The sequence below is a fragment of the Comamonas sp. MYb21 genome (genome assembly GCF_037479395.1).
In the GTDB taxonomy this organism is placed as follows: Bacteria; Pseudomonadota; Gammaproteobacteria; order Burkholderiales; family Burkholderiaceae_C; genus Comamonas.
The window spans coordinates 253,861-267,717 of record NZ_JBBGZC010000006.1; the positions used below are offsets into that span (position 1 = coordinate 253,861).

Genomic DNA, 13,857 nt, shown 5'->3' on the forward strand with positions numbered 1-13,857 from the left:
TCCGATCCCCGTGTCGGATCTGGTCTTTATGTCATCTGCATCCGCCATCTTGGGCATTGATTTCGGCACTTCCAATTCGGCCATGGCGTTCAAGCCCGACCTGGCTGCGCCCGGGCCCTCCACACTCCTGCAGGCCGAGGGCGCCGCGCAAGCCATGCCGACGGCCGTGTTCTTCAACACCGAGGACCACAGCACCCACTATGGGCGCGATGCCGTCTCGCGCTATCTGGAGGGCACCGAAGGGCGGCTGATGCGCTCGCTCAAAAGCCTGCTGGGCAGCGCGCTGATGCAGGAGAAAACGGTGGTGCACGGAAAGCTGGTGGCCTACCAGGACATCGTGGCGCTGTTTGTGCAGCAGCTGGCGGCCACGGCCGAGCGCCAGATGGGCCACCTGCCAAGCACCGTCGTCATGGGCCGGCCGGTGCATTTTGTCGATGAGGATGCGGGGCGTGACCAGGCGGCGCAAACGGCCCTGCAGCATGCCGCGCAGGCAGCAGGCTTCAAGGATGTGCGCTTTCAGCTGGAGCCCATTGCCGCAGCACTGGACTATGAGCAGCGCATTGCCAACGAGGCGCTGGTGCTGGTGGTCGACATTGGCGGCGGTACCTCGGACTTCACCGTGGTGCGCCTGGGCCCCGAGCGCCGCAACAAACCCGAGCGCAGCAGCGATATTCTGGCGACCACCGGCGTGCACATTGGCGGCACCGATTTTGACCGGCGCCTGAGCCTGATGGCGGCCATGCCGCTTCTGGGTCTGCAGCATGTGGGGCCCAGCGGGCGCGAGGTGCCCAGCGCGGTCTTCCATGACTTGTCGACCTGGCACCTGATCCAGTGGCTGTACAGCCCGCAGCGCCAACGCGAGGTGCAGGCGCTGCGCAGCAGCTACAGCGATACGGCTCTGCATGACCGGCTGGTGCGGCTCTTGCAAGAGCACTGGGGCCACCGCCTGGCCAATGCGGTCGAGGAGACCAAGATCGGCCTGTCCAACCACCAGCGCGTGCAAAAGCTGGAAGTCGATTGGCTGGAGCCGGGCCTGAGCCCCGAGGTCTGGCCCGACGATCTGCAGCAGTGCCTGCAGGCCTTGCTGGCCCAGGTCGCGCAGTGCGCGCTGGACTGTGTGCAGGCTGCGGGCCTGCAGCAAGGGCAGATCGATGCGATCTACCTGACCGGCGGTTCATCGGCCTTGCAGCCGCTGCGCGCGGCGCTGGCGCAGGCTTTTCCGGATACCCCGCAGGTCGAGGGCGATCTGTTTGGTGGGGTGGCGGCGGGCCTGGTGCACGGCCAGGCGCTTTAAAGGTTAAGGGCGATCAGTCGCCGCCTTGCTCGGCATCGCGCTTCCAGGCCAGTGCCGTGTCATACAGCGCATTGCGCGGCGCGCCGCTGATGTCGGCGGCCAGCTTGACGGCGGTCTTGGTCGGCAGCTCGGCCAGCAGCAGCGCCAGCACGCGGTGGGCATCGGCCAGGCCATCGGTTTGCACCGCCTGCGGGTGCAGCAGCAGTGCAAACTCGCCCTTGCTGCGGTGCGGGTCGGCCGCCAGCCAGCCGGGCACATCGGCCGCAGGCATGGTGGCAATGTCTTCAAACTGCTTGGTCAGCTCGCGGCCCAAGGTCACGGGCCGGTCCTGCAGCACGGCCAGCGCCTGGGCCAGGTCGGCAATGCGGTGGGGCGCCTCCAGCAGCACGAGGGTGCGCGGGTCTTGCGCCAGTTGGGCGACGGCCTGCTGGCGCTCCTGCGCCTTGGTGGGCAGAAAACCGATAAACGCAAAGCCGCTGCTGGCGCCTTCGCCGGCCACCGCACCGGCAGCGCTGACCAATGCGGTCACGCTGCTGGCGCCGGGCAGGGGGCTCACGCGCAGGCCCGCGCGTGCCACAGCGGCGGCCAGGCGCGCGCCCGGGTCGCTGACGCCGGGCGTGCCGGCATCGCTCACATAGGCAATGCGCTGGCCTTGCTGCAGGCGGTGGATGACCTGCTCGGCCGCCTCGGCCTCGTTGTGTTGGTGCAGCGCAATCAGCTGGCCGCCCGACTTGCCAACGCCATAGGCGCGTAGCATGCTGTGGGTGTGGCGGGTGTCCTCGCAGGCGACGGCATCGGCCAGCTCCAGCACATGCAGCGCGCGCAGGGTGATGTCGGCCAGGTTGCCGATGGGCGTGGCCACCACATACAGGGTGGAGGCAGGGTAGTGCTGGGTGCCGGCGGCAGCCTGGGCTGCTTGCAAAGCGGAGGTGAAAGATGCAGACACCGTGGAAGATCCTTGAAAAATGGCGCGGCCAGGGCCCGTCTGCTGCATCGCCCGGCGCCACCAGCGAAGGGGCAGACAACAGCAAGCTGCGTGGCCAGCAGGCAGAAGATGCCGCGCTCCATTATCTCCAACAACAGGGGCTGCGCCTTTTGGCGCGCAATTACCGCACGCCCGGGCGCGGCGGCGGCGAGATCGATCTGGTGATGCAGGAGCGCGATGGTACCGTCGTGTTTGTCGAGGTGCGCCAGCGCCAGCACAGCGGCTTTGGCGGTGCGGGCGGCAGCATTGGCAGCAGCAAGCAGCGGCGCATCATCCTGGCCGCCCGCCACTACCTGGCCAGCCTGCGCCAACAGCCCGCCTGCCGTTTCGATGCGGTGCTGGTAGAGCAGGAGATCGTCTGGCTGCGCGCGGCCTTTGATGTGCCAGACGAGTCCTGAAGCGCGCAGTTGCTGGGCTTTGCATGCGCATGGGGACTGAGAAAAGTCATCATCCCGACCCAAGGGGGAAACCGGCCAAGGTTATCATCGGGCCTCCATGCTTGAGCAACACATCCAACAGCACTTTATCGATAGCGCCGATCTCCACTACCAGGTGTCACAGGAGATGAGCGAAAGCGTCGCCAGCGCGGTCTACGCGCTGCTCGCCTGTGTGACCAGCGGCAACAAGGTGATGTGTTGCGGCAATGGCCTGTCCTGGGCGCAGGCGGCGCAATTTGCCGCCATGTGCGTCAGCGGCATGGAGCGCGAGCGCCCTGAGCTGGCGGCCCTGGTGCTCGACAACGATGCACTGGCGCAGGCCCAGCTGGGCAGCAGCCTCACGCCCGAAGGCCTGCCGCAGGCGCTGGCGCGCCAGGTGCGAACTTTGGGCCAGCCTGGCGATCTACTGCTGGTCATCAGTGCCGATGGCCATGACAGGGCCCTGTTGGCTGCGATCGAGGCGGCGCATGAGCGCGACATGTCGGCCGTGGTGCTGACCGGTCGCAGCGGTGGCCTGCTGGCCAATGCCTTGAGCGAAACCGATGTACTGATGCGCGTGCCGCATGACCGCAGCACCCGCGTGCGCGAGGTGCACCAGCTGGTGCTGCACTGTCTGATTGACGGAATCGATACCCAATTGTTAGGAGAAGAGGAATGATGCCTGTGTCTTGGAAGCGATTGACCCTGTGTCTGGTGGCGGCTGGCGCCGTCGCTGGGGCCGTGTCCGGCTGCGTTCCGCTGGTGATCGGCGGCGCCGCCGTCGGTGGCACGGTGATGGCGATCGACCGCCGCACCGCCGGCATCCAGGTGGAGGACGAAAGCATTGAGATGCGTGTGGCTAGCGCCATCCGCGAACGTGCTGGCAATGACGGCCATATCAATGTCACCAGCTACAACCGCCAGGTGCTGCTGACCGGTGAAGCGCCGAACGAGGCCTTCAAGCAAAAGGCCGAAGAGGCCGCCAAGGCCGCGCAGAATGTGCGCTCCGTCGTCAACGATGTGGGTGTGATGTTCAACTCCAGCCTGTCGCAGCGCTCGACCGATACGCTGATTACCGGCAAGGTGCGCGCGAGCATCATCGATGCCAAGGACCTGAGCTCCAGCGCCATCAAGGTGGTGACCGAGCGCAATGTGGTCTACCTGATGGGCCGCGTGACCGAGCGCGAATCCAAGCGCGCGGCCGAAATCGCCCGGGGCGTGGCCAATGTGCAAAAGGTGGTGCGCGTGTTCGAGGTGATCAGCGAGGAAGAGCTCAAGTCGCTCAGCAACAACCGCAGCACCGGCAACGCCGCCCCGGTCGTCAACGACAGCAGCGCATCGGCCATCACCACCCAGCCTGCGACCGTGGTGTCCGCGCCTGCCGCCGCACCGGCAGCGCCTGCGGCAGCACCCGTGTCGACGGGCGTGACCACCTCGCCGGTCAACACCACGCCGGTGCAGCCGCTCAACGATGGTTTCACGACCAAGCCCTGATCTGCACAGATCCTCCAGCAAAAAGGCCGCATCAGCGGCCTTTTTGCATGGGGTGATCCGTTTCAGGCTTTTTTGCCCAGGCGGGTGATCAGGCTCGACGTATCCCAGCGGTTGCCACCCGATTGCTGCACATCGGCATAGAACTGGTCGACCAGGGCCGTGAGCGGCAGGCGCGAGCCATTGCGCTTGGCCTCGTCGAGCACCAGGCCCAGGTCCTTGCGCATCCAGTCCACGGCAAAGCCAAAGTCGAACTTGCCCTCGACCATGGTCTTGCCCCGGTTTTCCATCTGCCAGCTTTGCGCTGCGCCCTTGCTGACCACATCCAGCACCTGGGGCATGTCCAGGCCGGCATTCATGCCAAAGGCAATCGCCTCGGACAGGCCTTGCACGACACCGGCGATGCAGATCTGGTTGACCATCTTGGCCAGCTGGCCCGCGCCGCTGCTGCCCAGCAAGGTGAAGGCGCGCGAGAAGGCCATGGCCACCGGCTTGACGGTGTTGAACACCGCGTCATCGCCGCCGCACATGACGGTGAGCTGGCCGTTGACGGCCCCGGCCTGGCCGCCGGAGACGGGTGCATCGATAAAGTGCAGGCCCTGGGCCTGGGCCGCGGCATACAGCTCGCGGGCCACATTGGCCGAGGCGGTGGTGTGGTCGACAAAGATGGCGCCAGGCTTCATGCCGGCCAGCGCGCCATCGGCGCCCAGTACGACCGAGCGCAGGTCATCGTCATTGCCCACGCAGCAGAACACGATATCGGCGCCGGCAACGGCCTCGCGCGGCGTGGCCGCATGGCGGGGTGCCTTGGAGCTGGCAAATTCGTCGCACCAGCCTTGCGCCTTTTGCGCAGTGCGGTTGTAGACGGTGACCGCGTGCCCGGCCTGGGCCAGGTGGCCCGCCATGGGGTAGCCCATGACGCCCAGGCCCAGGAAGGCGACGTTCAGGGAAGGGGTGCTGTCATAGCTGCGTGCTTGAATACTCGATGCCATTGTGGTGACTCCAAAAAGAGCGGCACCCAAGGCGGGCCTGGGTGCCGTGTCGCTGAAAACCCAAAACGCTGACAGCTTAAACGATTGTCAGGTGCTCCGTGCCCTCGGCCAGGTCGCTGCGCTTGGCGCGCTGGCTGCCCAGCTTGATCTGCAGGCGCAGGTCGTTGACCGAGTCGGCGTTGCGCAGCGCGTCTTCGTAGGTGATCATGTTGGCCTCGTAGAGGTCAAACAGCGCCTGGTCAAAGGTCTGCATGCCCAGGTTGCGGCTCTTTTTCATGATCTCCTTGATCTCGCCCACCTCGCCCTTGAAGATCATGTCGGAGATCAGCGGCGAGTTGAGCATCACTTCCACCGCAGCCACCCGCCCCTTGCTGTCCTGCTTGCTCAAAAGGCGCTGCGACACCAGGCCGCGCAAGTTGAGCGACAGGTCCATCAGCAGTTGCGCGCGGCGCTCTTCGGGGAAGAAGTTGATGATCCGGTCGAGCGCCTGGTTGGCGCTGTTGGCGTGCAGGGTGGCCAGGCACAGGTGACCGGTTTCGGCAAAGGCCACCGCGTGCTCCATGGTTTCGCGGTCGCGGATTTCGCCCATCAAGATGACGTCGGGCGCCTGGCGCAAGGTGTTTTTCAGCGCCGCCTCCCAGTTGTCGGTGTCCAGGCCCACTTCGCGCTGGGTCACGATGCAGTTCTTGTGCGGGTGGACAAATTCCACCGGGTCTTCGACGGTGATGATGTGGCCGTGGGAGTTCTCGTTGCGCCAGTCGACCATCGCCGCCAAGGTGGTGGACTTGCCCGAGCCGGTGGCGCCCACCATGATGCACAGGCCGCGCTTGGTCATCGCCAGGTCCTTGAGCACCTGGGGCACGCCCAGGCCGTCAATCGTTGGCAGGGTCAATGGAATGGTCCGCAGCACGAGACCCACATGGCCTTGCTGCATGAAGGCATTGACCCGGAAGCGCCCGATGCCCGAGGGCGAGATCGCGAAATTGCATTCCTTGGTCTTTTCGAACTCGGCGACCTGCTTGTCGCTCATGATCGAGCGGGCCAGCGTCAGCGAGTGGGTGGGCGACAGCGGCTGGCTGGAGACCTTGGTGACCTTGCCATCGATCTTGATGGCCGGCGGAAAGTCAGCGGTAATGAACAAATCGCTGCCATTGCGCTGCACCATCAGCTTCAACAGGTCGTTGATGAACTTACTGGCCTGATCCCGTTCCATGACAATCCTCTCTGCGCTCCGTTATTGTTGCGGATGCAGCAGAAGCGCCCTGGGAACGGCCGCCCTGAGGGGCTCAGGGCTCGATCCGGGCGCTGGTCTGCCGCAGCCGCGTGGAGAGTTTGCGCGTGAACAAGGCCAGCAAATAGGCGGCCGTGGACGCGTCCAACTCCATCATGGCATCCAGTGTATCGGCCTTCAGCACGGCCAGTGCACAGTCGGTGGTGGTGGTGCACGAAGAAAAACGCGGACTGCTGTCAAACAGAGACATTTCGCCCAGCACTTCGCCGGGGTGGGTGTCGGCCAGATGCACGCTCTGGCCATTGGCGAGTTGCCGATCGACCCGCACCTGGCCGCTCAGCACGATCAGCAGGTAGTCGCCCAGCTCGCCTTGCTGGATCAGGGTTTGCCCGGCCGGCACCTGGTAGAACTCCAGGTACTGCACCATCTGGTCGATAAAGGGCGATTGCAGCAGGGACAGCGCCGCATCCTGGGCCCAGACCATGCGCAGCGCCGTGGCCGGGTCGGCCGGGGCCAGCAGCTGGGCGTGGATGGCCTTGCGGCGCTGGCTCCAGAGCACATAGGGGACCTCCGACGTGCTGGCCTGCTGGAAACCATGGAGGAAGAAGCCGGTGTCTGCCTCGGCGGCATCGTCTGCCGGGGATGCGGAATGCAAGCGGTTCATGGCCCAGGGTCTCCTTTGATCCCGCAAAGCATAAAGGGCACCTGCGGTACTGGCAATGACCGCTGGTGCCCTTCGTGCAACCGTTTGTCAGTTGGTCACTGCGGCGATCAGCCCGGGAAGTTCTCCGGCGTCTTCGCCTTGGCGCGGGCCTCGGCCGGGCTGATCACATTGCGGCGCACCAGGTCGGTCAGGTTCTGGTCCAGCGTCTGCATGCCCATGCTGTTGCTGGTCTGGATGGTGGAATACATCTGCGCGACCTTGGCCTCGCGGATCAGGTTGCGGATGGCGGGGGTGCCCAGCATGATCTCGTGCGCGGCCACGCGGCCCTGGCCGTCCTTGGTCTTGCACAGGGTCTGGGAGATCACGGCCTGCAGCGATTCGGACAGCATCGCGCGGACCATTTCCTTTTCTTCGGCGGGGAAGACGTCGATGATCCGGTCAATGGTCTTGGCGGCGCTGGAGGTGTGCAGGGTGCCGAACACCAAGTGGCCGGTTTCCGCGGCCGTCATCGCCAGGCGGATGGTTTCCAGGTCACGCATTTCGCCCACCAGGATCGCGTCCGGGTCTTCACGCAGCGCAGAGCGCAGCGCTGCGCTGAACGACAGCGTCTGCGGGCCCACTTCGCGCTGGTTGATCAGGCATTTCTTGGACTCGTGCACGAATTCGATCGGGTCTTCCACCGTCAGGATGTGGCCGTACTCGTTTTCGTTGAGGTAGTTGACCATGGCCGCCAAGGTGGTGGACTTGCCCGAGCCGGTCGGCCCGGTCACCAGCACCAGGCCGCGCGGCTTGAGCGACAGGTCGGCAAAGATCTTGGGGGCGTTGAGCTGCTCCAGGGTCAGGATCTTGCTCGGAATGGTCCGGAACACGGCACCGGAGCCGCGGTTCTGGTTGAAGGCATTGACGCGGAAACGGGCCAGGCCTTCGATCTCGAACGAGAAGTCGACCTCGAGAAACTCTTCATACTGCTTGCGCTGGGCATCGCTCATGATGTCGTAGACCATCGCATGGACCTGTTTGTGGTCCAGCGGATCGACATTGATGCGGCGCACATCGCCATGGACCCGGATCATCGGCGGCAGGCCTGCAGACAGGTGCAAGTCCGACGCTTTATTTTTGACACTGAATGCCAGCAATTGGGTGATATCCACTGCAGTTCCCTCGTTGTTTTGGTACGCTTTGCGTGCAAGGCCTCGTTGTCAACCAGTTCCAAGGCCGTGCATATTTTTACATTATGAGCACGATTCCCGAAAAAATTCAGCAGGTTCGCCTGCAAATCGACAACGCCTGTCGTGCCAGCGGCCGGCCCGAGGGCAGCGTGCAGCTGCTGGCCGTCTCCAAGACCTTTGGCGTGGACGCCATTGCCGAGGCGGCCGAAACCGGCCAGCGCGCCTTTGGCGAAAACTACATCCAGGAAGCGGTCGAGAAGATCCGCTACTTTGCCGAGCATGACAGCTGGAAGGACCAGGGCCTCATCTGGCACTGCATTGGCCCGATCCAGAGCAACAAGACGCGCCTGGTGGCCGAGCACTTTGACTGGGTGCATACGGTGGACCGGCTCAAGACGGCCGAGCGCCTCTCCGCCCAGCGGCCCGCGCAGCTGGCACCGCTGCAGATCTGCATCCAGCTCAATGTCGATGGCGGCATCACCAAGTCTGGCGTCGCGCCGGCCGAAGCCGCGGCGCTGGTGCAGCAGATTGCGCAGTTGCCCCAGCTGCAGCTGCGCGGCGTGATGAGCATCCCCGATGTGCTGCCCGACTTTGCCGCCCAGCTGGCCGTGCACCAGCGCGTCAAGGCCGTGTTCGATGACATCGCCGCACTGGGCCTGCCGCAGCTGGCGCAGTGGGACACCATCTCGCTGGGCATGACGGCCGATCTGCCGGCCGCCGTTGAGGCCGGCTCGACGATGGTGCGTGTGGGCAGCGGCATCTTTGGCCAGCGCGACTACGGCAGCGCCCACTGAAGGGTCCCCTCTGCCAACCCGCCAGCCCGCAGCAGCGCTTGAAGCTGCGTGCTAAGCTGGCCCCCGATTGTTCTGTGTACCCCCTCAAATAGACAGGAGACCCCCATGCCAGGATTGCTACCCGACGTTGACCCCGATGGCCTGTTGGAGTTTTCGGTGGTCTACACCGACCGCGCGCTCAACCACATGTCGCACCGCTTCATCGGTGTGATGGGCGAGGTGCTGCGCATCCTCAAGACCACCTACCACGCACACACGGCCGTGATCGTGCCGGGCAGCGGCACCTTTGGTATGGAGGCCGTCGCCCGCCAGTTTGCCAACCGCGCCAAGGTGCTGATTGTGCGCAATGGCTGGTTCAGCTACCGCTGGACGCAGATTTTCGACGAAGGCGGCCTGGGCGGCAGTGCTGTCATTTGCAAGGCCCGCCCCCAGGGCACGGGCCCGCAAGATGCCTGGGCCCCATGCCCGGCCGAAGAAGTAGCCGCCGCGATCCGCAAGGAAAAGCCCCAGGTGGTGTTTGCCCCGCATGTCGAGACGGCCAGCGGCATTGTGCTGCCCGACGACTACATCCAGACCATCAGCGCCGCCGCGCATGAGGTCGGCGCGCTGATGGTGCTCGACTGCGTGGCCAGCGGCGCCATCTGGGTGGACATGCAAAAGACCGGCGTCGATGTGCTGATCACCGCGCCGCAAAAGGGCTGGAGCGGCCCGCCCTGCTGCGCGATGGTGATGCTGTCCGAGCGTGCGCGCAAGGCCATCGAAGATACCAAGAGCAGCAGCTTCTCTTGCGACCTGAAGAAGTGGATGCAGATTGCCGAAGGCTACGAAAAGGGCCAGCATGCCTACCACGCGACCATGCCCACCGATTCGCTGGTGCAGCTGAGCAAGGTGATGCAGGAGGCCGAGGCCTATGGCCTGGACAAGCTGCGCGAGGAGCAGACCCAGCTGGGCAAGGAAGTGCGCGCACTGCTCAAGGCACGCGGCTTTCCGAGCGTGGCGGCGCCAGGTTTTGAGGCGCCCGGCGTGGTCGTCAGCTTCACCACCGACCCCGAGATCCAGAACAGCAAGAAGTTCGCCAGCGTGGGCCTGCAGACCGCCGCTGGCGTGCCGCTGATGTGCGACGAAGGGCCGGAGTTCAAGACCTTCCGCATCGGCCTGTTTGGCCTGGACAAATGGCACAACGTCGATCGCACCGTGGGCCACTTGCGCCAGGCGCTCGATGGTTTGGGTATCAAGGGTTAACTTGTGTTTTTAACGTGTTCTGCACCTGCTATACGGGTGCAGAATGCTGGTTTTTCTGAAGAACATTGGATTGGATTTCGCCATGAAAGCATTGACCGCCAGCGCCTTGTTCGCTGCCATCGCCCTGACCGCTGGCTTCGCCCAGGCACAAAGCAAGCCTGTGACGACCAAGAGCGGCCTGGTGTTTGAAAGCATCAAGGACGGCACCGGCGTCAGCCCCAAGAAGGAAGATACCGTCAAGGTGCACTACAAGGGCACCTTCCCCGACAGCGGCAAGGAGTTCGACAGCTCCTACAAGCGCGGTGAGCCGATCGAGTTCTCGCTGGGTGGCGTGATCCCCTGCTGGACCGAAGGTCTGCAGCTGATGAAGGTCGGCGGCAAGGCCAAGCTGACCTGCCCGGCCTCCATCGCCTATGGCGCCCGTGGCGCGGGCGGCGTGATCCCGCCGAACGCCACCTTGAACTTTGAAGTGGAACTGCTGGGCGTCAAGGGCCGCTAAGCCGCGCTTCCCACACGCTGTAGAGCCTTCGCGTCTTGCTGGCGCGGAGGCTTTTTGTTGTTTAGGCGATGGGTGCATTGACGGCTCAGCGCTCCACCCCCAGCCGCTTGGCCAGCCGCTGCAGGTTGGCGCGGTCCAGCTGCAGCTCGCGCGCGGCTGCCGCCCAGTTGCCGTTATGGCGGGCCAGGCTGGCGCTGAGCAGCTGGCGCTCGTAGCGTTCCACCTGGGCGCGCAGGCCCAAGGTCTCGGCACTGGCGGCTAGCCCTTCGGCCACTTCGGCAGCGGGTAGCGGCGCGATAAGGCCCGTTGCCTGCTGGCCGGGCGGCAGCGGTGCGGCGGCGGCGCCGTCCCAGAGGTCTTCCTCGCCAATGCTCAGCATGCGCGGCTTGCTGCTGTCCTTGCGCTGGCCCAGGGTGCGGCTGAGCGCCTTGAGCACGGCGCGGCTGATGCAGTGCTCCAGCTCGCGCACATTGCCAGGCCAGGGGTAGCGCAGCAGGGCGGCCTGGGCGGCGGCATCGAGCCGCAGACCGCCCAGCTGCAGGCGGGCGCGGTTCTCTTCCAGAAAGCAGCCGGCGAGGACCAGGGTGTCGCTGTCCCGCGCACGCAGCGGCGGCACCACGACCGGGTAGACGCAGAGGCGGTGGTAGAAATCGGCGCGCATACGGCCGGCCTGCACTTCGGCGGCCAGGTCGCGGTTGGTGGCGGCGATCACGCGCACATCGACCTGGTGCTCGCGGTCCGAGCCCAGGCGCTGCAGCTGGCCGCTTTGCAGCACGCGCAGCAGCTTGGCCTGCACCGACAGCGACAGCTCGCCGACCTCGTCGAGGAAAAGAGTTCCATGCTGGGCCTGCTCAAACTTGCCGCGCCGCTCGCTCAACGCGCCGGTGAAGGCGCCGCGCACATGGCCGAACAGCTCGCTCTCGACCAGGTTGTCGGGCAGGGCGGCGCAGTTGATGCTGACCAGCGGTTGTGCCGCGCGCGGCGACTGCGCATGCACGGCCTGGGCGACCAGCTCCTTGCCGGTGCCGGTCTCGCCGGTGATCAGCACGCACAGGTCGCTGGCGGCGACCAGCGCAATGCTGCTTTGCAGCTGGCGGATCGCAGGGCTGGTGCCCAGGATCTGGCGGCTGCGATCCGCGCCCGGGTTGCGCGGCGCCGGCGCGCTGGCGCTGCGGGCGGCCTGGGACAGCTGCTGCACCCGCTCGGCCGTGGCCACCGTGGCGGCAGCCAGGTTGCTGAAGGCCTGCAGCAGTTCGAGCGCATTGCCATCGGCAAAACGGTCGGGCTCCAGCGCATCCAGGGTCAACAGGCCCCAGGCGAGGCCGCCGGTCTGCAGCACGCAGCCCATGCAGTCATGCACATGCAGCTCACCCGGGGTGGTGATCAGGCCGTCATAGGGGTCGGGCAGGGGGCTGTCGGGCGCAAAGCGCATGGCCTGGCCAGCGGCCAGCAGCTGGGCCAGGCGCGGGTGCTCGGCCACCTTGAAGCGCCGGCCCAGGGTATCGGGCACCAGGCCATCGATGGCCACGGGCTCCAGCCACTCGCCGTTGAGGCGCAGCAGCGCCACCGCATCGGCGGGCAACAAGGTGCGCAGGGCCGCGAGCAGGCGGCGCAGGCGCTCGCGCTCGGGCAGCTCCTGGGCCAGATCGGCCACCAGCGGAATCACGGCGTTGAGGATTTTGGAGGATGTCAAAACGACTCGGGGTGTCAAAAACACAGCATTTAGGTGATGTCAGTATGACTGCATGCATTGTGCAAGGTATTGATATTCCACAAACACGGTGTTGGCACGCTGCATGCATTGTCAAGACCAACCACATGCAAGGAGAGTTAAATGCTGAGCGATAGCCAAAAACAGATCATCCAGGCCACCGTCCCGCTGCTGGAGACCGGCGGGGAAGCGCTGACCACGCATTTCTACCAAATGATGCTGAGCGAGTACCCCGAGGTGCGCCCGCTGTTCAACCAGGCCCACCAGCAAAGCGGTGCCCAGCCCCGCGCACTGGCCCATAGCGTGCTGATGTACGCCAAGCACATCGACAAGCTGGAGAACCTGGGCGACCTGCCCGCCCAGATCATCAACAAGCATGTGGCGCTGCAGGTGCAGCCGGACCAGTACCAGATCGTTGGCAGCTGCCTGCTGCGCGCGATCCGCGAGGTGCTGGGCGCCGAAATTGCCACCGATGCGGTGATCGATGCCTGGGCCGCTGCCTACACCCAGCTGGCCGACATCCTGATCGCTGCCGAGGCCAAGGCCTATGACGACATTGCCCATGCTGAAGGCGGCTGGCGCGGTGCGCGGAGCTTCAAGCTGGTGCAGAAGGTGGCCGAGAGCGCCGAGATCAGCTCCTTCTACCTGGAGCCGGTGGACGGCAAGGCCGTGATCACCCACCAGCCGGGCCAGTACATCGGCCTGCGCGCCATCGTGGGTGGCACCGAGCAGCGCCGCAACTACTCGCTGTCGGCCCCGAGCAATGGCCGCAGCTACCGCATCAGCGTCAAGCGCGAGCCCGGTGGCAAGGTCTCCAACTACCTGCATGACCTGCAAGTGGGCGACACCCTGGAGCTGTTTGCACCGGCCGGCCATTTCACCTTGCAGGCGAGCGAGCGCCCGCTGGTGCTGATCAGCGGTGGCGTGGGCATCACCCCCACCTTGCCGATGCTCGAAGCCGCGCTGCAGACCGAGCGCCCCATCACCTTTATCCACTGCGCCCGGGACAGCGCCGTGCATGCCTTCCGCCCGCAAATCGATGCGCTGGCCCAGGCGCACCGCCAGCTGCAGCCGCTCTATGTGTACGACAAGGTGGCCGACGGCGAGGCGGTGGCTGCCCAGGGCCATCTGACCGAGGACCTGCTGGGCCAGTGGCTGCCGGCCTCGCGCGATGCCGATGTCTACTTTCTTGGCCCCAAGCCCTTTATGCGCTCGGTCAAGGCCTCGCTGCGCAAGCTCGGCGTGCCCGATGCCCAGGTGCGCTATGAGTTCTTTGGCCCGGCCGAGGCGCTGGCCTGATCGCAAGCTTCTGAAGCGCTGAGGCGCGCGGCATCGACCGCGCCACATACAAAAACCCGAGCCATGCTCG

13 protein-coding genes and 1 pseudogene are annotated in these 13,857 nt (G+C 65.4%); 8 read left to right on the forward strand and 6 right to left on the reverse strand.

Annotated features, from left to right (window positions below):
- Positions 1 to 28 precede the first annotated feature (28 nt).
- Positions 29 to 1,294 carry an Hsp70 family protein gene (locus tag WH367_RS11010; RefSeq protein WP_116927807.1) on the forward strand — a complete coding sequence of 422 codons (1,266 nt, stop codon included), beginning with the start codon at positions 29 to 31 and terminating at the stop codon, positions 1,292 to 1,294.
- 13 nt (positions 1,295 to 1,307) lie between these two features.
- Here the strand turns inward: WH367_RS11010 and rsmI are convergent, their stop codons facing one another.
- The gene (rsmI, locus tag WH367_RS11015) at positions 1,308 to 2,240 is read right to left on the reverse strand and encodes a 16S rRNA (cytidine(1402)-2'-O)-methyltransferase (protein ID WP_339536048.1); all 933 of its coding nucleotides are present in this window, start codon (positions 2,238 to 2,240) and stop codon (positions 1,308 to 1,310) included.
- Between rsmI and WH367_RS11020 the strand changes: the two genes are divergently transcribed.
- From WH367_RS11020 to WH367_RS11030, 3 genes and pseudogenes are all read left to right on the forward strand, one after another.
- Positions 2,231 to 2,677, forward strand: coding sequence for a YraN family protein (locus WH367_RS11020; protein WP_339536050.1), 447 nt, complete (start codon positions 2,231 to 2,233; stop codon positions 2,675 to 2,677). The genes rsmI and WH367_RS11020 overlap by 10 nt on opposite strands.
- A gap of 97 nt (positions 2,678 to 2,774) precedes the next feature.
- The gene (locus WH367_RS11025) at positions 2,775 to 3,374 is read left to right on the forward strand and encodes an SIS domain-containing protein (RefSeq protein ID WP_021027358.1); all 600 of its coding nucleotides are present in this window, start codon (positions 2,775 to 2,777) and stop codon (positions 3,372 to 3,374) included.
- Positions 3,374 to 4,033: pseudogene (locus tag WH367_RS11030) on the forward strand (BON domain-containing protein); the annotation flags it as partial. The gene WH367_RS11025 and the pseudogene WH367_RS11030, both read left to right, overlap by 1 nt.
- A gap of 218 nt (positions 4,034 to 4,251) precedes the next feature.
- Here WH367_RS11030 and WH367_RS11035 read toward each other — a convergent pair.
- From WH367_RS11035 to WH367_RS11050, 4 genes are all read right to left on the reverse strand, one after another.
- Positions 4,252 to 5,178: an NAD(P)-dependent oxidoreductase gene (locus tag WH367_RS11035; protein ID WP_339536052.1), complete on the reverse strand. Its 927-nt coding sequence runs from the start codon at positions 5,176 to 5,178 to the stop codon at positions 4,252 to 4,254.
- Positions 5,179 to 5,254: 76 nt separating this feature from the next.
- Entirely contained in the window at positions 5,255 to 6,391 is a 1,137-nt protein-coding gene (locus tag WH367_RS11040; protein ID WP_021027361.1) for a PilT/PilU family type 4a pilus ATPase, read from the reverse strand.
- Between the two features lie 73 nt (positions 6,392 to 6,464).
- The gene (locus WH367_RS11045) at positions 6,465 to 7,073 is read right to left on the reverse strand and encodes a cyclic nucleotide-binding domain-containing protein (protein ID WP_021027362.1); all 609 of its coding nucleotides are present in this window, start codon (positions 7,071 to 7,073) and stop codon (positions 6,465 to 6,467) included.
- 107 nt (positions 7,074 to 7,180) lie between these two features.
- Positions 7,181 to 8,224, reverse strand: coding sequence for a type IV pilus twitching motility protein PilT (locus WH367_RS11050; RefSeq protein WP_021027363.1), 1,044 nt, complete (start codon positions 8,222 to 8,224; stop codon positions 7,181 to 7,183).
- A gap of 83 nt (positions 8,225 to 8,307) precedes the next feature.
- On the opposite strand from WH367_RS11050, the gene WH367_RS11055 reads away from it, so the two are divergent.
- The 3 genes from WH367_RS11055 (at position 8,308) to WH367_RS11065 (ending at position 10,777) form a co-directional block, all read left to right on the forward strand.
- Positions 8,308 to 9,036 (forward strand): YggS family pyridoxal phosphate-dependent enzyme, encoded by a 729-nt coding sequence (locus tag WH367_RS11055; RefSeq protein ID WP_027011006.1) that lies wholly within the window; start codon positions 8,308 to 8,310, stop codon positions 9,034 to 9,036.
- Between the two features lie 105 nt (positions 9,037 to 9,141).
- The gene (locus tag WH367_RS11060; protein WP_312989947.1) at positions 9,142 to 10,278 is read left to right on the forward strand and encodes a pyridoxal-phosphate-dependent aminotransferase family protein; all 1,137 of its coding nucleotides are present in this window, start codon (positions 9,142 to 9,144) and stop codon (positions 10,276 to 10,278) included.
- Between the two features lie 82 nt (positions 10,279 to 10,360).
- Positions 10,361 to 10,777, forward strand: coding sequence for an FKBP-type peptidyl-prolyl cis-trans isomerase (locus WH367_RS11065; RefSeq protein ID WP_339521046.1), 417 nt, complete (start codon positions 10,361 to 10,363; stop codon positions 10,775 to 10,777).
- Positions 10,778 to 10,862: 85 nt separating this feature from the next.
- On the opposite strand, the gene norR is transcribed toward WH367_RS11065, so the two are convergent.
- Positions 10,863 to 12,470 (reverse strand): nitric oxide reductase transcriptional regulator NorR, encoded by a 1,608-nt coding sequence (norR, locus tag WH367_RS11070; protein ID WP_339536055.1) that lies wholly within the window; start codon positions 12,468 to 12,470, stop codon positions 10,863 to 10,865.
- 141 nt (positions 12,471 to 12,611) lie between these two features.
- Between norR and hmpA the strand changes: the two genes are divergently transcribed.
- Complete coding sequence (hmpA, locus tag WH367_RS11075) at positions 12,612 to 13,787, forward strand: NO-inducible flavohemoprotein (RefSeq protein ID WP_339536056.1); 1,176 nt, start codon at positions 12,612 to 12,614, stop codon at positions 13,785 to 13,787.
- Positions 13,788 to 13,857 lie beyond the last annotated feature (70 nt).